We start from the raw sequence: 24,366 nt of genomic DNA, 5'->3' as shown, positions 1-24,366 counted from the left end.
TAGAACCTATACAAGCCGCTACTCGGGCGAGGCTGGCTGACGGCCGGTGTCCGCCGCGCGCGGGCTGGCCCGGGGCTTACGCTGGATTGTCGTGGCGCAGGCGAGGTGTCCTCGCTGCGGCTCCGAGCCCGCGCCTTCGCAACCCAACCAGCAGACGGAGAATGGCTGCCCGGCACGTTGTACAGCTGGGCACTTCTCTATACCACCGGCGCCTGCTGGTACGTGGTCGCCATCACCCTCCAGGCGCGCAACCAGCACCAAGACGTCACCTTCTCTCGGGGATTCAGACTTGTGGTGTGGCGTTGTGTCGCACACACTCCGGTGGAGTTTTGCGACGGTTCTCTGGGACGCGTACCTCTATTGTTCCGTGTTGCTACGAGCAGCAGCCCGAACCGGTCTGCAACTAGCTGTGTTTCACCATGTTCCACGCGCGTCGCGGTCAGTCCTGCCGCTTCACCTAATGGCTTGGTGTTCCTTCGCGCAAGCCGCTGTGCCTATGGTCATCAACAGCACGGGGTGCGTCTCCTAGAGGGGATAGCGCTGCGGCGAGTGCGGCGACCGCGAAGACAACGACGGTGCAGACGAGCGTAAGGCGATTCCCGATCTGCCCGGCGAGGATGCCTGCAATGAGTGCGCCGAACGCAGCTATCGTTCGATTGATCGAACGCCGGGTGGCGTTCACTCGGCCAAGAAGCTCGTCCGGGGTGAGCGTCTGCCAAAAGCCCATTTCATTGGAGTTCTCTGTGCCGGCGGCGAGTCCCTGTAAGACCAGTGCGACAAATAGTAGAGCAGCGCCGATGTCAGTGGCAGGGGCGATGGCCACGAGAAGCCAGGTGATCGGGTATGCCACACGCGCGGCAATGATCACCCGTCCTGATCCGATCCAACTGCCGCACCGGGGCGCGATCGACGCGCCGACCAGGCTGGCGATTCCGAAGACTGCCAGCAATATCCCGAACGTATAAGCAGTGAATCGCAGCGATCGCAAGGCGAGCAGGGAAAGTACCGTCATAGCAGCGCCATTGGCGAGAAACCAGACATGCGTCGACACCGCCAGTGGGCCGAGCGTGCGATGGCGATAAGTCCACCGCAAACCGTCGCGGATCTCCGCACGAAGATTGCGGGCACGAGCCACGGGTCGGGGCTCGTCGACTCGGATGCTCACGGTAAGTGCGGCATCGACGACGTAGCTGATCGCGTCGACGGCGACCGCCACAGGGGCTCCGAGCAGACCGACGAGTCCGCCGCCGATTGCTGGTCCGAGAGTCGTAGCGGCGGCGTCTGTTTGATCGAGGCGCGCATTGGCCGTGACCAGACTCGCTCGGGGTACGAGGCGAGGAAGCAGCGACTGGGTTGCCGCGAACCCGAAAACCGAAAAAGCGCCGAACGACAACAGCGCGATGACCAATGCCCAGATCTGCAATAGTCCCGTGAGCCATAACGCCGGGACTGCCCCCAGAGAGAGCGCACGCCCAATACTTGCCCACACGAGAATGGGTTTGCGACGCCACCGATCGGCGTAAACGCCTGCGATGAGTCCTAGCGCCGCGTATGGCACGAACTGAGCGGCGCTGACGACGCCGACCTCGAACGGTGTCGCACCGAGTACTTGGACCACCAGAACAGGCATCGCAGCCGCGGTCACCGCCGAACCGAACGAACTAATCGCCGCAGCCGCCCAAAAGCGGTAGAACGAAGGGCGCGAGGAAGAATCATCGAGACCACCCACCGGATCACTCCCTCACCCGTTCTGCACTGACACCAGACGAGGGTCAACGGTCCATCGGATGCCACCGCCCTGCGCGACCGTCGCAGGCCGGCCACTGCATCTCTACAAATTCGCCCCAGTTCGGGCAAGGGCGCATTCGGGCATCCGGCCAACCACGCACCATCGACGCGATCGACGCCAGTCCTTCCACCACATATGTGGTGGTCTGCTACATCTTAACGAAAGACGCTGAGCTGCAACAATGTTCTCAGATCCAGGCATCAACTCTCCGGGACCCCCAGAGAAGCCGACGTCTTCGTGATGGTTACGGGCACGGAGGGTGACTGCGACCACTGGTGGGCGGTGCTATTCGCTACCTGCTCTATTCTCTCGCGCCACGTGCGGGGTGGTTGATCGGGTCGTCTGCGAGGTCAGGAGTGAGCGCTCGCTCAGTGCACCATTGGGTAGTCGACACTCTGGCCCGGTCCTGAGAGCGCTCGATAATGCCGAATTGAGTGCGTTCAGGCTGCCCGGTGAACGCGCGGCATGTACCAGTGATCCGCGTGGACAGAAGGCGGTCGGGGCCCCGGACGAGACGATTGTCCGTGGGCCCTCACAGAGGGATCAAGATCCACGACTGCTCCGCGTCACCAGGTTTGCACGGCATCAAATGGACAGACCAGGTGCCGCCCTTCATCTCGCCGGTGGCGGCATTGGTAGTGCCGTTGAACTGGCCCTTCTGCCAGCAGAACTTCCCGGGCGGATTGTCCGGGCCGATCGTGCCCGTGCCGGGTTTGCCGGGGATGGATTGATATGTCCACTTGGGGGCCGCCGTTTTGCGGGCTTGCGTTGACTTGCACGATCGTCCCCAAACCGTGGGCTCGTCGGTGTCGACCTGTATCACATCCAGGCAGGTATTGCGGAGCTCCCCGTTCTGCAGTCGCGACGCCCCCGCATCGTCGATGGCTTCCCACCTCTGGTCGACGGCATCAGGGTTGCAGGGCGCGAGGTCCACAGTCGGCGCGAACCCTTTCGGTCTTTTCAAGGCCACGCACAACTCGGAGTTTGCCCCGAGTTGGATGCGGAACGGTGTCTTCCCTGTTGGCCATTCGGCCGAGGCTGTCCCGGTCAGCAGGCTGCCGGTCAGCATCGTCAGCCCGACCACGGCGATCGAACGACCCAGTCTCCGTGCGACTCCCATACTGCCACACTCCATTTCATAATCAACGACACGCGTGGACCACTGGTTACGCAAAGCAATTCGGAACCAAACCGACCAGGGATTACTTCACAGCAGAAGCACGCTACAGCGGAACAGACCTGGGTGGATGCAACGCCACGCCCTTCGGCCGACCGCACTTCTCTTGCCGCAACCCGTGCGTTGATCGGTCGTCCAAATAGGTTGGCCGACAGCGCTTCCTGATGCACGTTCATGCCGAGTCGAGTGCGTGCACGGGCTGTCCGGTTCGGGGAGGTGTCCACCGACTCACACGCGCGACCAGCGGCCTCGAACGCTTCAGCATCCGCGGGCTCGATCCGGTCGTCGGCACGAACATCAACCACTACCGCACCCCCATCACGCATCCGCACGAAGTAGTCCAGCACGTGCCGCCGGATCCGGCCGTCGTCGCGCCATCGCAGCGAAAATGGCTGGGACGCAACACCGGTCACATCCACATCGGCGTCGAGCGCGATCAGATGATCCCGCTCCAGCCACGACTCGTAACCGACATGCTCACCGGTCGTGGCGAACCACCACCACCCCGGAAACTCCTCTGACCTCGATACGACGGAAACCGGCGAGCCGGTGAACAGCACTCGAACGCGACATCCCAGCACTGCGACAACACCACAGTCGACCGCTTGCCGGGATTCGCGAAGAACTCGACAGTGAAAAGGTCCGCCACGCTGACAGAATCGCGAGCTACCGGCAGTGCCGAGCCCAAAACATCCTCCCGCCAACACAAGTCGAACCGCTAGGATCGGCGCAACTGTAATGGCAGGAACGAGCCGATGGCTCATTTTCGATGGCAACGGCTCAACCCCGCTGGCAGCGGACATGAATTTTGGCGTCACTCGGGACCGATCCGGGGCGGGTCTATCCGTGAATTTTGGCGTCACCCCGGGTCGGCGTGTCTGGTCGCTGGACGTGTCAGAAGGGCTCGGTGTGGAGGTCGCGGGCGGGATCTCGATGCCGCTCAGCAAGGTGGCGAACCGGTTTAGGTCGGTGAGTGTGTAGCCGTTTCGATCTGGAGTGCTCGCAGCTCGGCGAGTACCGCGGCGTCGCGTGCCTCGCACGGCGCCGGTAGGTGGGGCGGGGTGGGTCCGGCGAACGGGTCGGTCAGATCGTGATGTACCTGCTCGAATAGGATTGCCTGCATGTCTCATGCGGGTGACGTGCCTGATCTAGAACTGACACGGGTGATGGCTGCGTCCCCTGACGCCATCTGGTCGGCGTGGAACGACCCGGCCAGCATCGCTCAGTGGTGGGGACCGGCCGAGTTCACCAGCACGGTGCGTGAACTCAACGTCGCTGACGGCGGGCGATTCGATGTCGTTATGCATGGTCCCGACGGCACCGATTTCGCTAACGTCTACATTTTCGATGAAGTCGAACCGGCCCGGCGAGTCGCCTACGTTCATCAAGGATCGGAGGAGTGGGGGCTTGCCCCATCGCGTTCCGTCATGCTGATAGATGTGGAGGACCAAGGCGTATCCCGAACTCGCGTGACGCTGCGCTCGTACTACGCATCGGATGAGGACCGTCGACGCCATCTGGAGGATTTCCAGGCTGCTGACGGTGCACGGCAACTGCTCGAACGACTTGAAGAAGTAGCGAGATCTCGATAGGCCAGGTAGCCGATCCGAAGCCGAAGCGAACAGGATGATTGACGACCTGAGCTGGTCGGCCGCGCCCTAGTCGTGGCGCCCGAACGCACTCTCATGCCGCATGGTGCGAGGTGAATCATCCGGAATTATTGGGTGACAAGGGTTTACAACGCATCCCCCATGCCGGCGTGCCAGGATGGAGCGCATGATTCAGGTTCCAGAAGGCCATGCACTTCCCCCTGATCCGGCCCGGGTAAGCGGCTATGACAGCATCGCCGAGGGCTACACGGCCGAGAACGAGACCGGCGTCCTGCACGCGTACTACAACAGGCCCGCGATCCTGGAACTCGCCGGGGACGTGACCGGGCGGCGGATCCTCGACGTCGGTTGCGGCTCGGGTCCGCTGTTCGCCGCGCTGCGCGATCGTGGCGCCGTCCTGACCGGAATCGACGCGAGCGCCCGGATGCTGGAGCAGGCGCGACAACGCCTCGGCGCCGAGGCGGACCTGCGGCTCGGTGACCTGGCCGACCTGCTCCCTTTTCCCGACGGCGCGTTCGACGACGTTGTCGCGTCTCTGGTGCTGCACTACCTGCGGGACTGGGGACCGGCGCTGGCCGAGCTGCGGCGCGTGCTGATCCCCGGCGGTCGGCTCGTTGTCTCGGTCGAGCATCCTTTCGCCAATTTCCTGGGGCAGCGCTTGGCCGGGGACACGACCGACTATTTCCAGACCCGCAACCGGATCGACGAATGGACCATGGGCGGGCAGACTGCCCAGCTGAGTTTCTGGGACCGGCCATTGCACGCGATGACCGACGCCTTCACCGCCGCCGGCTTCCGTATCAGTGCCATCAGCGAACCGCCGGCCCTGCCCGCCGCCCGCGATCTGATCCCCGAGGTGCTCGGCGAGAGCGCCGACAACAGGTTCCTGTGCTTCCTGTTCTTCGTTCTGCACGCTGACTGATCGCCGCCCTACTGCCCGTCCGCACCTACCCGGCACATACATCTTCGCTGTCAAACGTCCTGGCAGAGTCGCTCGGCTCACGCTCCGAGCACAATGGACCAGGAAGGACCGGTCGGTGGCCGGGTCACGGCGCTTGACGGACGGCGTCGGTGGCGTGGATCAGCGTGGTGGTACCGGCGCCGAATCCTGAAGTGCGACGGGTGTTCCCGGCGGCGGAGCTTCCGCCGGCGGGAACCCCGGCCCGTCACTTGCCGAGCGAGCGCGACGGCATGATCCACCGCGAGGTGCAGCAGTCCATCCCGCCGCGCGTCGAATACACCCGCACTGCCCTCGGCGCCCAGGTCGCCGAACACCTCGAGGCCCTGATCGTGACGCTCGAGACCAATATCGACATCATCCAGCAGGCCCAGGCGGCCTACCACCGCGACCAGGTTCTGTGTCCGAGTGAATCGGGGGTGGCATCGCTGCGCGGTCCCGCCCCGCAACTGGTTCTGAAAGCTGTTGTCCGCGTGGGCAGATGGACAAGTTATCCCGCAGGTGGTTCAACTTCACCGCGCGAGCAGCGGCAGCGCCGGGAAGGTGAAATCTTGCCACAGCAGCCGCGATGCCTCCTCCGGGTAGGCGGTGACCGTCGACGGTGTGTCGAAGATCTGGGCGAGGCGGTGATCGGCGTCGTACGCCGGCCAGCCCGGGTCGCCGTGCGCGGCGAATGACGTCCACGACCCCCGGATTCGCGCCGACAGCTCCGTTGCCTCCGGCGAGGGCGGGTCGCCGATCAGCGTCGCGGTCTGCCCACTGCCCAGATTGCCGAAGACGAGCGGCACATCCAGACCGTGGCAGGCGCCGAGTGCGCCGCCCATGCCCGGGGCAGTCCAGGTCAGCTCGTAGAGGTGGGCTCGGCCGCCGCCGGCGATCTGCGCGTCGGCGAGCCGGACACTCGGCATGCGGAACAACCAGTCGGCGTTGACCAGCTCGTACAGCTCCTCATCGCCCGCGGCCGGGAACGCCTCCCGGTACCGGCGCGCACCGTCCGGCCCGGCGGCGAGAACGTGCAGCGCGGTTTCGGTGTGCTCGCGTGTGACCTGGCCGAGCACACCGTCGATCAGGCTGAACAACCGGTGCTCGTCTCGCGTGTGCCCGACGAGAAGCTCGACGTCCCGGGCGGTGCCCTCGGCCAGCGCCCGCCAGGGGGTCGTGGGCAGCACGTCACCGTCGACAACCGGCGCATACGGAATCGGCCGGTGGGCGATCTGCCCCCAGCGCTCCCGCCACTGGTCCATCTTGGCGAAGACCTCGTCGCCGGCGGCGGACAGCAGGTCCGGCGCCACCGCCGACAGCCCGGCCACCGTGGGCGCCACCCCGAGCTCGGCGGCGAAGGCCGCGGCGAGGTCGGCGGCCAGCTCGGGAGAGAAGAACGTCCCCGGCACGCTCTGCGCGATCGCCCGGCGGAGGAGCCCGGCGGCGCACGGCATCGCGAGCAGCGCGGCGACCGATCCGGCACCCGCAGACTGCCCGAAGACCGTCACCCGGTCGGGGTCGCCGCCGAACATCCGGATGTTGTCCCGCACCCACTCCAGGGCCGCTACCTGGTCGAGCAGTCCACGGTTGGCCGGGGCGCCCTCGATCCGGGCGAACCCCTCGATGCCGAGACGGTAGTTGAGGGTCACGACCACGGTTCCGATCGCGGCCAGGTGCCCGGCGTCGTATTCCGGCAGGCCGGAGTTGCCCATGGCATAACCACCGCCGGGAATCCACACCATCACCGGGAGCCCGGAGGCCGGATCCGGTTCCGGCGTCCAGACATTGACCGTCAGCCAGTCGCCTCCGGCGGTGTCCTGAGACACCGCGAGCACGGCGGACTGCGGGGGCGGCGGGCCGTGGGCGAGGGCGGGCCGCACCCCATCCCAGCCGCGCACCGGCTGCGGCGCGGCGAAACGCAGGCCGCCGACCGGTGGTTCGGCGAACGGGATGCCGCGGAAGACCGCCAGCCCCGCCTCCCGGCCGCCGCGCAGCACACCGGCCGCCGTGCGGACCTCCGGCTCGGACTCGGACGGCTTGCTGGCTGCGGCCATTCGCTGTGCCTCTCTATGGCTGTTGACCGAGCATCCCCGCGCACACGGATCCGGCGCAAACCATTTAGGGCCACTTCATATCTCGCCGCACCGAACGGCTCTTCCTCCGTTACGGCTCCGCGTGGCCGACCACACGGCCCTGTCACGCGACGTCACCCCGACCCCCGACTACGACGAGGGCGACGCTCTCCAAGACGGCTGATCCGCCGGTTCGGAATTGCGCAGCGCAGGATTCGCGGTCGTGAGCAGCTCTGTGGCAAGGCCGGTTCGCGCGGTCTCCCGCTGATCGGCTGTTGCCGGGCACTCTCGGGTGATCTCGCCAGGTGTGGCATCAACTATGCGACCGGCCGGAGCTGCCGAGTTCTCGACGCGAGACAGAACCTGTTGCGGGCACTCGGTGGTTGTGCCGTGCATCCGTTCAGGCCACCAAGCGAGCAGCCGCGCGGGCGATGGCCAGCTCCTCGTCGGTCGGTACCACGAGGACGGCCACCTCACTGCCGTCCGGCGAGATATACCGTGCCGCACGGTCTTTCGACTCGTTGCGATCGGGGTCCACCGCGATGCCGAAGCGCTCCAGACCGGCCAGTGCATCGGCGCGGACGCGGGCATTGTTCTCCCCCACACCGGCCGTGAAGATGATCGCATCGACCCGGCCCAGTTCCACCAGGTACGCGCCCAGGTACCGGCGCAGCCGGTGGACGTAGACGTCGTAGGCCAGCCGGGCCGCCTCGTCCCCGGTGTCGATGAGCCGGAACAGTTCTCGGAAGTCGTTGACCCCGGACAGGCCCTTGATGCCCGAATCCCGGTTGAGCAGGTTGTCGATGCCGTCGATGTCCAGCCCGGCGGTGCGCACCAGGTGCGGGACGATCCCCGGGTCGATGTCGCCGGAGCGGGTGCCCATCACCAGGCCCTCCAGCGGCGTGAGGCCCATCGTGGTGTCCACCGCGCGACCGCCCCGGATCGCCGACGCCGAGGCGCCGTTGCCGAGGTGGAACACGATCTGGTTCAGCTCGGCCGGATCGCGGCCCAGCAGCTCGGCCGCTCGCCCGGACACGTACTCGTGCGACGTGCCGTGGAATCCGTATCGCCGAATCCCGTGCGCGGCAGCGACCTTCGCGTCGATCGCGTAGGTCTTGGCGGCCTCGGGCAGGCCGTGGAAGAACGCGGTGTCGAACACCGCGACCTGCGGGACCTCCGGCAGCAGCGTGCGGGCCGACTCGATGCCGGTCACATTGGCCGGATTGTGCAGCGGCGCAAGCGAAGACAGCTCGCTGATCGACTCCACCACGGAGTCGTCGATCAGGGTGGGCCGGTAGAACACCTCACCACCGTGCACCACCCGGTGCCCGACCGCGGTGAGCCCGGCGGTGCGAGGATCGTGCCCGCTGCGGGCGAACAGGTCGAACACGATGCGCAGCCCGGCGGCATGATCCGCAATCGCACCCTGGTGTTCGAGGGTGCGCCCGTCACTGCGATGCTCGACGGTCGTCGCGTCCTCCGCGACCGATTCTCCGATCCGCGACACCAGCCCGGACGCCGCCATCTCCCCCGAATCCGGATCCAGCAGTTGATATTTGATCGACGACGAGCCGGAGTTGATCACCAGGACCTGCATCGCGCCTCCTGTCTGCCGTGTGCCCCTGTCGCGGGCAACGCCGAGGGGGTGCCCCTCATTCCGTGCCCTGCCCTGCTCGAACGGGCGTCCCGCACTGTCGTGCCGAGCCGTACTGCGCACGCCACGCCCGCCGCAGCGCGTCCGCACGCCTGCGTGACGCTCTCGTGCCGGCACCGGCGTTCGCGCTCATTCCGACTGCGCCTGGATCGCGGTGATGGCGATGGTGTTGACGATGTCGGCGACCAGGGCGCCACGGGACAGGTCGTTGACCGGCTTGCGCAGCCCTTGGAGCACCGGGCCGATCGCCACCGCGCCCGCGCTGCGCTGCACGGCCTTGTAGGTGTTGTTGCCGGTGTTCAGGTCGGGGAAGATGAAAACCGTTGCGCGCCCGGCGACTTCCGAGTTCGGTAATTTGGTGCTGGCCACCGTGGGCTCGATCGCCGCGTCGTACTGGATCGGCCCCTCCACCAGCAGCTGCGGGGCCCGCTCGTGCACGAGCTTGGTGGCCGTGCGCACCTTGTCGACATCGGCGCCGGTGCCCGATTCCCCGGTCGAGTACGACAGCATCGCCACTCGCGGATCGATACCGAACCGCTCGGCGGTCCGCGACGAGGAGATGGCGATATCGGCCAGCTGTTCGGCGGTCGGGTCGGGCACCACGGCGCAGTCGCCGTAGGTGAGCACCCGGTCGGCCAGGCACATGAGGAACACGCTGGAAACCGTCGAAACGCCCTGCTCGGTCTTGATGATCTCGAACGACGGGCGGATGGTGTGCGCGGTGGTGTGCGCCGCCCCGGACACCATCCCGTCGGCGATCCCCTCGTGCACCATCATCGTGCCGAAATACGAGATGTCGGTGACCACTTCGCGGGCCCGCTCCACCGTCATCCCCTTGTGCGCCCGCAGCTTTGCGTATTCCTCCGCGAACTCCTCGCACAGATCGCTGGTGCGCGGATCGAGCACCTGCGCCGCCTCGAGGTCGAGGCCGAGTTCGGCGGCCCGCCCGCGGACGGCGGCCTCGTCGCCGAGGATGGTCAGATCGGCGATCTTGCGTTGCAGCACCCGGCCGGCGGCGCGGAGAATGCGGTCGTCGTCGCCCTCGGGCAGCACGATCCGGCGCCGGTCCCCCCGGGCCCGCTCCACCAGCTGATATTCGAACATCTGCGGGGTCACCACCACCGCCGGTTCGGGCACCGCCACGAGTTCCAGCAGCTTGCGCCCGTCCACCCGCTGCTCCATCAGGGCGAGCGCGGTGTCGACCTTGCGGATGCTCGACAGCGAGACCCGGCCGCGGGTGCGGGCGGCGGCATTGGCGGTGTCGTAGGTGCCCAGCGGGGTCGTGAGGATCGGCAGCTTCGGCCGCATGCCGTCGATCAGCCGCGCGACCGTGGGCTCGGGCCGGATGTCGCCGTTCATGATGATGCCCGACAACGACGGAAACCCTTCCGCCTCATGGGCGTTCACCAGCGCCAGCAGCGCGTCCGAGCGATCGCCCGGGACGATGACGGCGGCGCCGTCGGTGAGCCGCTCCAGAATGTGCTCGGCGGTCATGCCGCCGACCATGACCGACAGCGCCTCGCGCTGCAACAGCTCCGGATCGCCCGAGTACAACTCGCCGCCGATCGCCCCGGACAGTTCGGACATGGTGGGCGCGGTGAGCAGCGGCACCTCCGGCAGCGTCCACACCGGCGGGCCGGCCACCCGCACCGCATCGGCGATCTCGTCGAGCCGGTCCGGATCGCATCGGTTGACCACGACGGCGGTGAGGTGGGCGTGCTCCTGCGCCAGCTCGCCCTGGCACAGCTCGGCAACCTGCACCATCTGCTCCGGTGTGCGCCCGGAACCGCGCAGCACCAGCAACACCGGCGCGCCCAGATTCACCGCGATGCGCGCGTTGTACCGCAGCTCGCTGGGACTGGCCACATCGGTGTAGTCGCTGCCGACCACCACCACGGCGTCGCAGACCTTGGCCATCTCGTGGAACCGCATGACGATCTCGCTGATCGCCGCGTCCGGGTCGGCGTGCACCTGCTCGTAGGTGACGCCGCAGGCCTGTTCGTAGTCGATATCCGCGGTGCAGTACTCGAGCAGCAGCTCCAGGATGTAGTCCGGTTCGGTCGCCGAGCGCATGATCGGCCGGAAGACCCCGCCCCGCGGCGTCGTGGCGGACAGCATCTGCAGCGTCCCCAGCGCCACCGTCGACTTGCCGGTGTCGCCCTCGAGCGAGGCGATGTACACGGTGGACGGAGCGGTATCGGCCATGCCCGAGAGCTTAGTGACCGATTGCCGGCCGGCCCGGTGGCGAACTGGCGAATTTCCGGAAATCACATTCCCTCGGGCCACGCATCGTTATGTCCGACATGCCGGAATCATCCGCCGCCACCGCCGGTTCCACTCGGCATGACGATCGATCTCGGCGCGTTTCTCCCGACCTCCACGCCCGATCCCGACCACCCCGTCCTCGGCGACGTGCGAGCCGCGGCGCGACTGGCCGAAGCGGGGGGCCTGGATTCGGTATGGTCCACCGATCACCTGGTGGCCAGCGCGCCGATTCTGGAGAGCACCGCGGTGGTGGCCACCGCGGCGGCGGTGACCGAGCGGATCCGCGTGGGGTTCGGCGTGCTGCTGCTGGCCCTGCGCCCGGCCGCCTGGGCGGCCAAGCAGGTTGCCACGCTGCAATACCTGTCCGGCGACCGGATCCTGCTCGGCGTCGGCACCGGCAACCCGGCGCACGGTGACATCGGCTGGCGAGCGGCGGGACAGGAGTTCACCGGCCGCGGACGGCGCACCGACGAGGCGCTGGCCGTCCTCCCCGATCTGATCGCCGGGCGTCAGGCGGTCTTGCCGGACGGCACCGAGGTGGCGCTGTCCCCGGGCGCGACCGTCCCGCCGATCCTGGTGGCGGGCAACGGAACCGCGGCCCTGCGCCGCACCGCGACCCATGCCGACGGCTGGATCGGCATGGACCCGACTCCCGACGAACTGACTACGGCGAAGGCGGAATTGGCCGAGCGGGCCGCGGCGGTGAACCGCCCCACCCCCGCCGTCACCGTCGTCACCGCGCTGCCCACGGACCTCGCCGAGGCGACCGACAAGATATCGGCGTACGCCGCCGCAGGCGTCGAGAGGGTGATCGTCGCACCGTTCTTCGACGACTGGCGTCGTGTCTACGAGTTCATCGCAAAAGTCAAGTCCGCCTTGTAATTCCCCGAAGGTCGGTTCGCCGAGTCTGCGCGAGCACGGCCGCCGGGGCGGGCACGATCAATCATCACGGCGCCTCCGCGAGTTCGGTCCCGCCCCATCCGTTCGGGCGGGTGATGCCGTCCATCAGCAGATCGAGCAGGCGTTCGGCCTGCCCCCGCTGGTGGCCGGACCCGGCTACGAGGGTGACACCCGCCAGGGCCGCGAGAATGTCGGAGGCGGGCACGTCCTGCCGGATCACGTCCTGGGCGATTCCCGCGAGGCGGAACTCCTCGACCGCACCGGTCAGCTGCTCGCGCGTCTGTGAACTCAGCCGCTCATCGCTCCGGAGGAGGGATTTGAGCGTGTCGGCCATGCCGTGCTTGGTAGCGAGGTAGTCCAGCACCTCGGACATCCATGTCCGCAGGGCTCGGTCGGCGGGCAGCGCACCGAGCAGGGCCGCGGGCCGGGCGGCGAGGCGGGCGGTCTCGTAGCGGTAGGTGGCGTCGACGAGTTGCTCGCGGGTCGGGAAGCGGCGGTACAGGGTGCCGATGCCGACGCCGGCGTCCTTGGCGATCTGCTTCAAGGTCGCGGCGGCGCCGTCCCGGGCGAAGGCCGCGGCGGCCGCGGCGAGCAGTTTGTCCTCGTTGGCTCGCGCATCGGCCCGGGTCGGCCGGGCGCTCGGATCGGCCATGGTCGCCTCCCTGGTTGCTATACGGAGTCGGCTCCACTTAATGTGGGACGGTAAGCGGAGCCTACTCCGCTTGCTGCGACGGTAGCACCCGCCGGTCGCGCTTCCACATCCGCAGAAGGGCCGTTCATGCAGTACCGCACGCTGGGAAGTACCGGAGTCCAGGTCAGCTCGCTGTGCCTGGGCTCGATGATGTTCGGGCAGTGGGGAAATCCCGATCACGGCGAGTCGATCGGCATCATCCGTGCCGCGGTGGACGCGGGCATCAACATCATCGACACGGCCGACGTGTATTCGGGCGGCGAGTCCGAGGTGATCGTCGGGAAGGCACTCGCCGGGCGGCGCGACGAAATCGTCCTGGCGACAAAGGTATCCAGCCCGATGGGCCCGGGCCGCAACGAACGCGGCGCGTCCCGACGCTGGATCATCCGCGCCTGCGAGGCGAGCCTGCGCCGCCTGGACACCGATCACATCGACCTCTACCAGGTGCACCGCCCCGATCCCGCCACCGATCTCGACGAGACCCTGGGCGCGCTGACCGACCTCGTTCGCGCGGGCAAGATCCGCTACGCGGGCTCGTCGACGTTCTCCCCCTCGACGCTCGTGCAGGCCCAGTGGACCGCCGAGCGCCGGCACCGCGAACGCTTCGTCTGCGAACAGCCCCCGTACTCCCTGCTGACCCGGGGCATCGAGGCCGACGTGCTGCCGACCTGCGAGACCTGTCGAATGGGAGTACTGGCGTGGAGCCCGCTGGCCGGTGGATGGCTGTCCGGCCGCTGGCGTCGCGACGCGACCGACCCGACCAGCCACCGCACCCGGACGATGTCCTTCCCGACCACGCTCGCCCACTACGACCTGAGCATCCCCGGCAACCGGGCCAAGCTCGCCGCCGCCACCGAACTCGCCGCCCTCGCCGACGAGTCCGGCCTGACTCTGATCCAGCTGGCACTCGCCTTCGTCACCACCCATCCGGCGGTGTCCGCGGCGATCATCGGTCCCCGCACCGCCGAACACCTCCAGAGCCAACTGGCCGCCGCGGACATCGTCCTGGACCCTGCGGTACTCGACCGCATCGATCGCATCGTCGCGCCGGGTGTCGATCTCAACCCCGAAGACACCGGCTACGGCGCGGCCGTACTCGCCGACCCGAAGCGTCGCCGCCGTCACGTCTCCTGGTGAACCGCAACGATTCCCATCGGTGCACCCCGGGTCCCGATCCCGCCGGGCACCGGTACCTACTCGATGAACTTGGCGGCCAGCAGCAAGGCGGCGAGAACACCGGCCACGACGATGAACCCGTAGTGACCTGCCGATCTGCCGTAGTCATAGGTCGATACGCCGACTACCAACGCAATCATGAGGAACAGTAAGCGCTTCACCGCGGGCCCCCTCGGACTCACCCTCACGGTAGAAGGCCCGGCTTCGGTTGCGCCACAGCGAAATAGACCAGTGGCAGCGCTGCGGCAACGACAGGGCAGCGGTATAGGCAGCACGTGGGTCGGCCACGCGCTCAGGCGGGATCCGCACGGCCGGAACTCGCCCCGTCTCGTACCGAACCCGGTCGCCGACAAGCATTCTCGACGACCGGGCCCGATACTTTTACAGCGCCCGCAACCGCGGCGCCAGATCGCGCTGGAACAGGTCCAGGAAGCGCTTCTGGTCGTGTCCGGGTGCGTGGAAGACCAGGTGGTTCAGCCCCGCGTCCAGGTAGGGCTTGATCTGTGCCACGGCCTCATCGGGATCGCTGGCCACGATCCAACGCTTGGCGATCTGCTCGATCGGCAGCGCGTCGGCGGCGGCCTCCATCTCGATCGGGTCGGTGATGCTGTGCTTCTGCTCGGCGGTCAGCGACAGCGGCGCCCAGAACCGCGTATTCTCCAGCGCCAGTTCCGGATCGGTGTCGTAGGAGATCTTGATCTCGATCATCCGATCGATGTCGTCGCGCGTGCGCCCGACCTTGGCGGTGCCCTCGTCGACGGCCGGCATCAGCTTCTCGGTGTAGAGGTCCATGCCCTTGCCGGAGGTGCAGATGAAGCCGTCCCCGGCGCGACCGGCGTACCGGGCCACCAGCGGCCCGCCCGCGGCGACGTAGATCGGGATGCCGCCCTTCGGCACGTCGTAGATGGAGGCGCCGACGGTGGTGTAGTACTGGCCCTCGAACGTCACCCGGTCGCCGGTCCACAGCGCCCGCATCAGATCGACGGACTCCCGCAGGCGGGCGAACCGCTCCTTGAACTCCGGCCACTCACCCTTGTACCCGGTGGCGATCTCGTTGAGCGCCTCCCCCGTTCCCACGCCCAGCATGATGCGATCGGGGTACAGGCAGCCCATGGACGCGAACGCCTGCGCGATCACGGCCGGGTTGTACCGGAAGGTCGGGGTGAGCACGGAGGTGCCGAGCTGGATCCGCCGGGTGCGCTCGCCCACCGCGGTCATCCACGCCAGCGAGAACGGCGCATGCCCGCCCTCGTGCCGCCACGGCTGGAAATGGTCGCTGACCGTGGCACTGTCGAGCCCGTGCTCCTCGACGAGAACCCCGAGCTCCACCAGCTCCCGGGGACCGAACTGTTCCGCCGACGCCTTGTACCCGAGCTTGAGTCCACTCACTGCGCCACTCCTGTTCGCTGTCGCTTGCCTGCTGCGGGGCACATGCCCCGTCGATCGAATGCAGCGCCGGGCGATCCCGCCGTATTTCGCGGCGGGCGATCACCGCGGCACGCACCCGGGCCCTCGCGGCGGCAGAGGCCCGCATGTAGCGCTCCGCCGCCTGCGCCCGGCCACTCGGGCCGGACCTTCTTCTCGAACATAGTCAGCGCGGCCGGCCGCTGTGTGAATGGTCGCAACTTCCCGAGTTGTCCACATCCGAACAACCGATAGCTCAGAATTGACTGGTGACCGCCGACGACGAACCCATCCTTTCCTACCTCACCGATATGGACGGGGTGCTGGTACACGAGGACCATCTGGTGCCGGGCGCCGACAGGTTCCTGGCCGAACTGCGCGCCGCGGAGATCCCGTTCCTGGTGCTGACCAACAACTCCATCCGCACCCCGCGCGACCTGCAGGCCCGGCTGCGGCACACCGGCCTGGACATTCCGGCGGAGGCGATCTGGACCTCGGCGCTGGCCACCGCGACATTCCTCGACGAGCAGCGCCCCGGCGGCACCGCCTACGTGGTCGGCGAGTCCGGGCTGACCACGGCGCTGCACGAAATCGGCTACGTGCTGACCGACAGCGACCCGGACTACGTGGTCCTCGGCGAGACCCGCACCTACTCCTTCGAGGCGATCACCACCGCCATCCGGCTGGTCGAGCGCGGTGCCCGGTTCATCGCCACCAATCCGGATGCGACCGGCCCGTCCCGCGAGGGCCTGCTGCCCGCGACGGGTTCCGTCGCCGCCCTCATCACCCGCGCCACCGGCCGCGACCCGTACTACGTCGGCAAGCCGAACCCGCTGATGATGCGCTCGGCATTGCGCCGCATCGGCGCGCACTCCCAGTCGGCGGTGATGATCGGCGACCGCATGGACACCGACGTGATCGCCGGCCTGGAGGCGGGCATGCGCACGATCCTGGTCACCTCGGGCATCTCCACGAAGGAGTCCGTGGAGCACTATCCGTACCGCCCGACGACGGTCATCGACTCCGTCGCGGACCTGGTCGGCCACACTTCGAACCCGTTCTCGGTCTGAACACCTGTCATTCCACAGTCGCCCTGATCCGCCGGCGGCCACATCGGCAGCGGATCCCCACCGGTCGCAGCGCTCCGGCCGGGCACCGAATCCTGCTACGCCGAGGACATGACCACCCAGTCCGACGCCGCCGAACACCTGGTCACATCATCTCCGTCGAGCCTGGCACAGGTTCCGGGCCACCGCGCCGCGGCGACCAGGTGCTATGCGCGCGGCGTCGACCCACCACGTCCGGATCGGGAGCAGACTGGAGAAACAGACGGCGCAACACGGCCCTCGCGGTAATTCGGCAACCCTGAATCCAATGTTAGCCTCGCCGAATTGTCACCAGCACGGCCGCCGCGCGCGGCCAGTTTCGACGATCGGAGAGCCGCATGAGCACACTCGTCGACCGCGTGCACGCGATCAACTGGAACCGCCTGCCCGATCCCCAGGACGCCGCGGTCTGGGACCGGCTGACCGGGAACTTCTGGTTGCCCGAACGGGTGCCGCTGTCCAACGACCTGCACACCTGGGAACAGCTCACCTCGACCGAACAACAGCTCACCACAAGGGTTTTCACCGGCCTCACGCTGCTGGACACCGCGCAGGCCACCGTCGGCGCGGTGGCGATGCTCGCCGACGCGCTCACCCCGCACGAGGAGGCCGTGCTGACCAATATCGCCTTCATGGAGTCGGTGCACGCCAAGTCCTACAGCTCGATCTTCTCCACGCTGTGCTCGACCCGCCAGATCGATGCGGCGTTCGACTGGTCGGAGGACAATCCGCACCTGCAGCGCAAGGCGCAGATCATCGTCGACTACTACCGCGGCGACGACGCGCTGAAGCGCAAGGCCGCCTCGGTGATGCTGGAGTCGTTCCTGTTCTACTCCGGCTTCTTCCTGCCGATGCGGTGGTCGGCGCGCGGAAAGCTCACCAACACGGCCGATCTCATCCGGCTCATCATCAGAGACGAAGCAGTGCACGGCTTCTACATCGGCTACAAATGCCGGCGCGGCCTGGCCGAGCTGACCGAGGCGGAGCGCCGGGACCACCGCGACTACACCTACGAACTGCTGCACGCCCTGTACGCCAACGAGATCGACTACGCCCACGACCTGTACGACGAGGTCGGCTGGACGGCCGACGTGCTGCCGTTCATGCGGTTCAACGCCAACCGGGCACTCGGCAATCTGGGCTACGAGCCCGCCTTCGCCGCCGAGGACTGCCGGGTCGATCCCGCGATTCTCGCCGCGCTCGATCCGGGCGCGGGCGAGAACCACGACTTCTTCTCGGGCTCCGGCAGTTCCTACGTCATCGGCAAGCAGCAGCAGACCGAGGACGCCGACTGGGACTTCTGAACCCGGACTTCTGAACCCGGACCGGCTCCCGAGCCAGGGCCGGACGCCGGACGCCCGGCCCCCGGCCGATCAGCTCAGCGCCTGATCCAGGTCGCCGAGCAGATCCTCGACGTCCTCCAGGCCCACGGAGATCCGTACCACGCCGTCGGTAATCCCCACGGCCGCACGGCCTTCCGGCCCCATCGCCCGGTGGGTGGTGGTGGCCGGATGCGTGATCAGGGTCTTGGCATCGCCGAGGTTGTTGGAGATGTCGACGATGCGCAACCGGTTCAGCACCTCGAACGCGCGCTTCTTCCCTTCGTCCGCGAGCGACGCCAGCTCGAAGGTGACCACGGTGCCGCCGCCCGACATCTGCCGCGTGGCCAGCTCGTGTTGCGGATGGGACGGCAGGAACGGGTATTTCGTCCACGACACCGCCGGATGCCCCTCCAGGAACTCCGCGATCCGCAGCGCCGACTCGGCCGACCGGCCCACCCGCAGCGGCATGGTCTCCAGGCCCTTGAGCAGGGTCCAGGCGTTGAACGGGCTGAGCGCGGGGCCGGTGTGCCGCATCAGGTGCTTCACCGGACCGTCGATGTAGTCGGCCGTGCCGAGGATCGCGCCGCCGAGCACCCGCCCCTGACCGTCGATGTGCTTGGTGCCCGAATACACCACCACGTCGGCGCCCAGGTCCAGGCTGCGCTGTAACAGCGGCGTGGCGAAGACGTTGTCCAGCACCACCTTCGCGCCGGCGGCATGCGCCAGCTCGGCCACCCGCCGGACGTCCACCAGGCTCTGCATGGGATTGGCCGGCGTCTCGAAGAACACCGCCCGGGTGGGCTTCGACAGCGCCTCCTCCCACTGCGCGGGGTCCTCACCGTCGACGAAGACGGTCTCCACGCCCCAGCGCGGCAGGATCTCGTTGCACACCACGAAACAGGAGCCGAACAGGCTGCGCGCGGCCACCAGCCGGTCACCGGTGCCCAGTAACGCCGCGAGCGAGGTGAACACGGCCGACATGCCGCTGGCCGTCGCGAAGCATGCCTCGGCGCCCTCCAGCAGCCGCATCCGCTCCTCGAACATGGCGACCGTCGGATTGCCGTAGCGCGAGTACACGAAATGCTCGACGTCGCCGGTGAATGCGGCCTCGGCCGCCTCGGCGCTCTCGTACACGAACCCGGAGGACAGATACAGCGCCTCGGAGGTCTCCTCGAACCCGGACCGCCGCAGGCCGCCGCGCACGCCCAGCGTCGCCGAGCCGACGCCGTCGGGCAGCGGCTTGTCGAAGGCGCCCCCGGTGATCACGACTGCCTCCACGGCAGCCCGTGCGCCCGCCACCCGGCGCCGCCGCGATGAGCGTCGGCGTCCAGCGGACCCTCGAACCCCTCGAGCACGTTGTAGGACGGCGCGAATCCGGCCGCCGTCGAGGCCGCCGCGGCGCCCTGCGAGCGCTGACCGGACCGGCACAGGAAGATCACCGGCCCGCTCCCGTCCGAATCGCGCTCGGCGAGCACCTCTTTCAGCTGATCCACGAACCGCCCGTTCGGCGCGCCCGCGATGTCGACCCATTCGATCAGCGCGGTCGGCCGATCGAGGGAACTGGTGTCCGGCACCCCGACGAACCGCCACTCGGCCTCGGTGCGCACATCCACCAGCACCGCGTCCGGGTTGTCGCGCAACAGATCCCACGCCTGCTGCGGGGTGATATCGCCCGCGTAACTCACTTCTCGTACCTCCTGAGAATCCGCACTTGCCGCATCGTGGAGACTTCGATGCGTGGCCTGGTCGTCACCCGGAGCACCCCACCGCGGAGGAGGGTTGCCGGCCAGCGAGCCGGGGCTTGGCGCTGGCGCTCATGACCTGAAAATAGAGAGTGCCTGGTCACAGGCCCGTGTGTCAAACCTGGTCGCGCTATCACTGGCACACCAGCCAGGAGCCGCCCGAGTGGACGAGGGTCCACGTCGCGGTCGTCTCGCGGCCATCGATCCTGCTCGTCACGGTCGCGTGCGCGCGATCGCCGTCGACGGCGGTATCGGTGATCCGCGCGATCTCGACCTTCTTGCCGAGCGCGTCCGGGCCCAGCGGCGACCGATTCGGATCGAATCCCTGGCACGCGGCGGTCGCGCGCCGCTCGGCATCCGTATCCGCCTGCGCCGTCGCGAAATTGCCGACGGCCACCCCGATCCGGTCCTCGGGTGTGACGGACTTCTCCGTCGGCCGCGCCAGGGCCAGGGCCACGCCCCCGCCGATCACCACCACCGCGACCGCCGCGGCCGCGAGGAACGGCACCGCGGACCGTGTGGTGTCGCGCTGGTCGATCGGAATCGGGTCGTGGGCGTCGTCGGTCATGCGTCGATCATCCCCGGTCGGGGCGGGTGTGCGAGATCACACCCGAGTTTTCCCGCCGGATCCCGGGAATAACCGCGATAGCCGCCACCGATAGACTCGGCAGAACCTCCTGGCCCCGGCCAGGAACGAACGACATCCTGCGGAGCAACGAGGCAGCATCGATAGGAGTCGGATCCGCCGGGTGCCGCCCGGCCCACACGTCAACTTAGCCTAAGCTAAGAACGACGGCTGAAAATACACGGCTGAGTACATGACGGACAGAGTTCTCGACCAGAGGGTGCGCGTAAGAATGACGGAATACAGTGCGACCAACCCACTGCGCATTGCGATCGTGGGTGCCGGACCGGCCGGAATCTACGCCGCCGACGCCCTGATGAAGTCCGATGCCGAGGTGAACATCGACCTGTACGAGCGGATGCCGGCCCCGTTCGGGCTGATTCGCTACGGTGTCGCTCCCGACCACCCGCGCATCAAGGGCATCGTCGCCGCGCTGCACAAGGTCCTCGACAAGCCGCAGGTGCGGCTGCTGGGCAATATCGACTACGGCACCGACATCACCCTGACGGATCTGCGCCGGTTCTACGACGCGGTGATCTTCTCCACCGGCGCCAACGCCGACCGCGCGCTGCCGGTGCCGGGCATCGACCTGGACGGCTCCTACGGTGCCGCCGACTTCGTGTCCTGGTACGACGGCCACCCCGACGTGCCGCGGTCCTGGCCGCTGGAGGCGGAGAAGGTCGCGGTCCTCGGCGTCGGCAACGTCGCGCTGGACGTGGCGCGGGTACTGGCCAAGACCGGTGACGAGCTGCTGCCCACGGAGATCCCGCCGAACGTGTACGAGGGCCTGCGCAGCAACAAGGCCCTCGAGGTGCACGTGTTCGGCCGCCGCGGACCCGCGCAGGCCAAGTTCACCCCGCTGGAGCTGCGCGAACTCGACCACTCGCCGAACGTCGAGGTCATCGTCGACCCCGCCGACATCGACTACGACGAGGGCTCGGAGGCCGCGCGCCGGCATTCCAAGCAGGTCGACATGGTCTGCAACACCCTCGAGCAGTGGGCGATCCGCGATGCGGGCGACCGTCCGCACAAGCTGTTCCTGCACTTCTTCGAGTCGCCGCACGAGATCGTCGGCGAGGACGGCAAGGTGACGGGCCTGCGCACCGAGCGCACCGAGCTGGACGGCACCGGCAACGTGAAGGGCACCGGCGCTTACAACGACTGGGACGTGCGGGCGGTCTACCGGGCCGTGGGCTACCTGTCGCAGAACATCCCGCAGCTGCCGTTCGACGAGCAGGCCGGCACGGTCCCGAACGAGGCCGGCCGGGTGCTGGCCGACGAGAACGCCGACGAGCACGCGCAGCGGTTCGTGCCCGCCACCTATGTCACGGGCTGGATCAAGCGCGGCCCGGTCGGCCTGATCGGCCACACCAAGGGCGACGCCAACGAGACCATCGCCTGCCTGCTCGACGACGCCGCCGGCTTCACCCACGCCCCCGAGCGGGAGCCGGAAGCCGTCACGACGTGGCTGGAAAGTAAGGGCATCCCGTTCACCACCTGGGCCGGCTGGTACCGCCTCGACGCCCACGAACGCTCCCTCGGCGAGCCCCAGGGCCGCGAGCGCGTGAAGGTCGTCGAGCGGCACGAGATGCTCGCCGCCAGCGAGCCGCACAAGGCCTGAGACGAGGATGCGCCGCCACTGAGTTCGGGCCGCTGCCACCGGGGTTCATCGGGCCGCCGCCCGGGACGTTCACCCCGGCTCTTACGCATTCGTCATCGTCGTGAGGCATGCTGATCACGTGTTCGATGCCCATCTCCACATCATCGATCCGCGGTACCCGCTGGTCGAGAACGAGGGCTACCTGCCGGAGCCCTTCACCATCGAGGATTATCGAAAGCGCATGTCCCGCTTCGATATCGACGGTGGTGCGGTGGTGGCCGCGTCGTTCCAGGGCACCGATACCGACTTCCTGCGGGCGTCGCTGGCCGAGCTCGGCCCGGACTGGGTGGGCGTGGTGAACCTGGACCCGGACGCCACCGACGAGGACATCGCCGACCTGGACCGCGCCGGCGTGCGCGCGATCCGGTTCAACCTCAAGCGCGCCGCCGGCGACATCGTGACGCTGACCATGCAGGCCCTGCGCGCCTACGAGATCGCCGGCTGGCATGTCGAGCTGTACATCGACGGGTCCATGCTCGGCTCCCTGGAACCGGTCATCTCGAAGCTGCCGGCGCTGTCGATCGACCATCTCGGCATGTCCGACGAATGCCTGCCGTATCTGCTGGATCTGGTCGATCGGGGCGTCAAGGTGAAGGCGTCCGGATTCGGCCGGGTGTCGATGAACGTCGTCACGGCGCTGCGGCGGATCCACGCGGTCAATCCCGAGGCGCTGATGTTCGGCTCCGATCTGCCGGGCAACCGCGCCGGGCGGCCGTTCCGGGACTCGGATATCGAGCTGATCGCCGACGCCATCGGCACCGACATGTATCGGGTCCTGGAGAACAATGCCCGCGCCTGCTATCGGCTGCCGGTGCGGGTGCCCCCGGCGCCCGAGGAGCCGACGCCCACCCTCCGCATCCGCCGCGCCGACCTGCCGAAACCCTCGCCGGGCGATACGTTGCCGTTCCCGGTGGTCGAATAGCGGCCACCACCGGGCCGGATCCGCGGCCCTCGGAATCGGGGCCGACCGCGGCTCACATCCTCGCGGGGAGCCGAGTTATTGTCGTATTGTCAATTACTGACGACGAGCGAGGTAGGGCGTGAGCACTCCATCCATGGCTTCCAGGCAGGGCCCGCTGGCGGGCATCCGAGTTGTCGAGCTGGCCGGCATCGGCCCCGGTCCGCACGCGGCGCTGCTGCTCGCGGACCTGGGCGCGGACGTGGTGCGGGTGCAGCGGCCCGGCATGCTGCCGGGGTTCATGGAGCGCCCGCAGTGGCGCGGCCGCACCATCGTCGAGGCGAACCTGAAGGAGCAGGCCGATATCGAGAAGGTGCTCGGACTCCTCGAGAGGGCCGATGTCCTGCTCGAGGGCTTCCGGCCCGGCGTCACCGAGCGCATGGGCCTCGGCCCGGACGAGGCGCTGGCGCGCAACCCGCGGCTGATCTACGGCCGCATGACCGGCTGGGGCCAGCACGGCCCGATGGCCGACCGGGCCGGCCACGACATCAACTACATCTCGCTGACCGGCGTGCTGAATGCCATCGGCCACAAGGGCGAACGGCCGGTGCCGCCGCTGAACATGGTGGGCGACTTCGGCGGCGGCTCGATGTTCCTGGTGTTCGGGGTCCTCGCGGCGCTGGTGGAGCGGCAGAGCTCCGGCAAGGGACAGGTCATCGACTCCGCCATGGTCGACGGCGCGCTGGCGCTGTCGCACATGATCTGGGGTATGCGTGGCATGGGCCTGTGGTCGGACGAGCGCGGCACCAACCTGCTCGACACCGGCATGGCGTTCTACGACACCTACGAGACCTCCGACGGCAAGTACCTGGCCGTCGGCTGCATCGAGCCGCAGTTCTACGCCGAATTCCTGAAGGGCCTCGAGGTCGATCCGGAGGGCCTGCCCGCGCAGCTCGACCCGAACGGCCAGGAACAGCTGAAAAAGCTGTTCGCGGAGCGGATCAAGACCAGGACCCGGGACGAGTGGGCGGCCGTATTCGAGGGCACCGACGCCTGCGTCACCCCCGTCCTGACCTTCACCGAGGCCACCGAGAACGGCCACATCGCCGCCCGCGAATCGCTGGTGGAGATCGACGGCGTGGTCCAGCACGCCCCGGCCCCCCGCTTCTCCCGGACGCCCAGCGGCACCCCCACCCCGCCACCGTCCGAGGCGACCCCCATCGACGAGGTGTGGGCCGACCGCTGACCGTTCCACGTGCCCGCTCCCGGGTTCGCCTGCGTTTCACAGGCTGCGCGGTGCGCCGCCGTGGCCGCACCCGGGAGCACCGCACATCC

The 24,366-nt window shown here is 68.0% G+C and carries 21 protein-coding genes, 1 pseudogene and 1 riboswitch; of the genes and pseudogenes, 10 read left to right on the top strand and 12 right to left on the bottom strand.

Annotated elements, in window-relative coordinates:
- Window positions 1-457: 457 nt before the first annotated feature.
- The 3 genes from D892_RS45135 to D892_RS45130 form a co-directional block, all read right to left on the bottom strand.
- Window positions 458-1,729, bottom strand: a complete 1,272-nt coding sequence (locus D892_RS45135) for an MFS transporter (protein ID WP_084161067.1) — start codon at window positions 1,727-1,729, stop codon at window positions 458-460.
- Between the two features lie 592 nt (window positions 1,730-2,321).
- Window positions 2,322-2,873 carry a hypothetical protein gene (locus tag D892_RS0113750; protein WP_024801786.1) on the bottom strand — a complete coding sequence of 184 codons (552 nt, stop codon included), beginning with the start codon at window positions 2,871-2,873 and terminating at the stop codon, window positions 2,322-2,324.
- Window positions 2,861-3,526, bottom strand: coding sequence for a TnsA-like heteromeric transposase endonuclease subunit (locus D892_RS45130; RefSeq protein ID WP_198036893.1), 666 nt, complete (start codon window positions 3,524-3,526; stop codon window positions 2,861-2,863). Before D892_RS45130 ends, D892_RS0113750 begins: the two co-directional genes overlap by 13 nt.
- Before the next feature lie 561 nt (window positions 3,527-4,087).
- Between D892_RS45130 and D892_RS45125 the strand changes: the two genes are divergently transcribed.
- From D892_RS45125 to D892_RS49175, 3 genes and pseudogenes are all read left to right on the top strand, one after another.
- Complete coding sequence (locus D892_RS45125; protein ID WP_084161065.1) at window positions 4,088-4,558, top strand: SRPBCC domain-containing protein; 471 nt, start codon at window positions 4,088-4,090, stop codon at window positions 4,556-4,558.
- A gap of 184 nt (window positions 4,559-4,742) precedes the next feature.
- The gene (locus D892_RS0113735) at window positions 4,743-5,498 is read left to right on the top strand and encodes a class I SAM-dependent methyltransferase (protein ID WP_024801784.1); all 756 of its coding nucleotides are present in this window, start codon (window positions 4,743-4,745) and stop codon (window positions 5,496-5,498) included.
- Between the two features lie 269 nt (window positions 5,499-5,767).
- Window positions 5,768-5,857 (top strand): annotated as a pseudogene (locus tag D892_RS49175) (winged helix-turn-helix transcriptional regulator); the annotation flags it as partial.
- 189 nt (window positions 5,858-6,046) lie between these two features.
- Here D892_RS49175 and D892_RS0113730 read toward each other — a convergent pair.
- The 3 genes from D892_RS0113730 to pta form a co-directional block, all read right to left on the bottom strand.
- Window positions 6,047-7,570 carry a carboxylesterase/lipase family protein gene (locus D892_RS0113730; protein ID WP_024801783.1) on the bottom strand — a complete coding sequence of 508 codons (1,524 nt, stop codon included), beginning with the start codon at window positions 7,568-7,570 and terminating at the stop codon, window positions 6,047-6,049.
- Window positions 7,571-7,988: 418 nt separating this feature from the next.
- Window positions 7,989-9,185: an acetate kinase gene (locus tag D892_RS0113720; protein WP_024801782.1), complete on the bottom strand. Its 1,197-nt coding sequence runs from the start codon at window positions 9,183-9,185 to the stop codon at window positions 7,989-7,991.
- Between the two features lie 186 nt (window positions 9,186-9,371).
- Complete coding sequence (gene pta / locus D892_RS0113715; RefSeq protein ID WP_024801781.1) at window positions 9,372-11,447, bottom strand: phosphate acetyltransferase; 2,076 nt, start codon at window positions 11,445-11,447, stop codon at window positions 9,372-9,374.
- 138 nt (window positions 11,448-11,585) lie between these two features.
- Between pta and D892_RS0113710 the strand changes: the two genes are divergently transcribed.
- Window positions 11,586-12,389 (top strand): LLM class flavin-dependent oxidoreductase, encoded by an 804-nt coding sequence (locus tag D892_RS0113710; RefSeq protein WP_024801780.1) that lies wholly within the window; start codon window positions 11,586-11,588, stop codon window positions 12,387-12,389.
- A 64-nt stretch (window positions 12,390-12,453) separates the two neighbouring features.
- Here the strand turns inward: D892_RS0113710 and D892_RS0113705 are convergent, their stop codons facing one another.
- A complete protein-coding gene (locus D892_RS0113705; RefSeq protein ID WP_024801779.1) occupies window positions 12,454-13,059 on the bottom strand; it encodes a TetR/AcrR family transcriptional regulator in 606 nt (201 codons plus the stop codon).
- A gap of 126 nt (window positions 13,060-13,185) precedes the next feature.
- On the opposite strand from D892_RS0113705, the gene D892_RS0113700 reads away from it, so the two are divergent.
- The gene (locus D892_RS0113700) at window positions 13,186-14,235 is read left to right on the top strand and encodes an aldo/keto reductase (protein WP_024801778.1); all 1,050 of its coding nucleotides are present in this window, start codon (window positions 13,186-13,188) and stop codon (window positions 14,233-14,235) included.
- Between the two features lie 56 nt (window positions 14,236-14,291).
- On the opposite strand, the gene D892_RS49170 is transcribed toward D892_RS0113700, so the two are convergent.
- Together D892_RS49170 and fgd are read right to left on the bottom strand one after the other, a co-directional pair.
- Entirely contained in the window at window positions 14,292-14,414 is a 123-nt protein-coding gene (locus D892_RS49170; RefSeq protein WP_255360222.1) for a hypothetical protein, read from the bottom strand.
- A 241-nt stretch (window positions 14,415-14,655) separates the two neighbouring features.
- Window positions 14,656-15,663 carry a glucose-6-phosphate dehydrogenase (coenzyme-F420) gene (fgd, locus tag D892_RS0113690; RefSeq protein WP_024801777.1) on the bottom strand — a complete coding sequence of 336 codons (1,008 nt, stop codon included), beginning with the start codon at window positions 15,661-15,663 and terminating at the stop codon, window positions 14,656-14,658.
- Between the two features lie 326 nt (window positions 15,664-15,989).
- Between fgd and D892_RS0113685 the strand changes: the two genes are divergently transcribed.
- Both D892_RS0113685 and nrdF read left to right on the top strand, forming a co-directional pair.
- Complete coding sequence (locus tag D892_RS0113685; protein WP_051499657.1) at window positions 15,990-16,748, top strand: HAD-IIA family hydrolase; 759 nt, start codon at window positions 15,990-15,992, stop codon at window positions 16,746-16,748.
- Between the two features lie 374 nt (window positions 16,749-17,122).
- Window positions 17,123-18,088 carry a class 1b ribonucleoside-diphosphate reductase subunit beta gene (gene nrdF, locus D892_RS0113680; RefSeq protein ID WP_024801775.1) on the top strand — a complete coding sequence of 322 codons (966 nt, stop codon included), beginning with the start codon at window positions 17,123-17,125 and terminating at the stop codon, window positions 18,086-18,088.
- A gap of 69 nt (window positions 18,089-18,157) precedes the next feature.
- Here the strand turns inward: nrdF and D892_RS0113675 are convergent, their stop codons facing one another.
- The 3 genes from D892_RS0113675 to D892_RS0113665 form a co-directional block, all read right to left on the bottom strand.
- Window positions 18,158-19,372, bottom strand: a complete 1,215-nt coding sequence (locus tag D892_RS0113675) for an O-succinylhomoserine sulfhydrylase (protein ID WP_051499656.1) — start codon at window positions 19,370-19,372, stop codon at window positions 18,158-18,160.
- Complete coding sequence (locus D892_RS0113670; RefSeq protein ID WP_024801773.1) at window positions 19,369-19,791, bottom strand: rhodanese-like domain-containing protein; 423 nt, start codon at window positions 19,789-19,791, stop codon at window positions 19,369-19,371. The genes D892_RS0113675 and D892_RS0113670 overlap by 4 nt, the downstream gene beginning before the upstream one ends.
- Window positions 19,792-19,808: 17 nt before the next feature.
- A riboswitch (SAM riboswitch) is annotated at window positions 19,809-19,928 on the bottom strand.
- Between the two features lie 53 nt (window positions 19,929-19,981).
- Window positions 19,982-20,416 (bottom strand): hypothetical protein, encoded by a 435-nt coding sequence (locus tag D892_RS0113665; protein ID WP_024801772.1) that lies wholly within the window; start codon window positions 20,414-20,416, stop codon window positions 19,982-19,984.
- Between the two features lie 289 nt (window positions 20,417-20,705).
- On the opposite strand from D892_RS0113665, the gene D892_RS0113660 reads away from it, so the two are divergent.
- From D892_RS0113660 to D892_RS0113650, 3 genes are all read left to right on the top strand, one after another.
- A complete protein-coding gene (locus tag D892_RS0113660) occupies window positions 20,706-22,094 on the top strand; it encodes an FAD-dependent oxidoreductase (protein ID WP_024801771.1) in 1,389 nt (462 codons plus the stop codon).
- A gap of 118 nt (window positions 22,095-22,212) precedes the next feature.
- Window positions 22,213-23,055, top strand: coding sequence for an amidohydrolase (locus D892_RS0113655; protein WP_024801770.1), 843 nt, complete (start codon window positions 22,213-22,215; stop codon window positions 23,053-23,055).
- Between the two features lie 133 nt (window positions 23,056-23,188).
- Complete coding sequence (locus D892_RS0113650) at window positions 23,189-24,277, top strand: CaiB/BaiF CoA-transferase family protein (protein ID WP_084161064.1); 1,089 nt, start codon at window positions 23,189-23,191, stop codon at window positions 24,275-24,277.
- The last annotated feature ends 89 nt before the right edge of the window (window positions 24,278-24,366 follow it).

This window comes from Nocardia sp. BMG51109, assembly GCF_000526215.1.
Classification (GTDB): domain Bacteria; phylum Actinomycetota; class Actinomycetes; order Mycobacteriales; family Mycobacteriaceae; genus Nocardia.
Note: the sequence above shows the minus strand (reverse complement) of the source record. Positions and strands in the feature narration are given on the sequence as shown.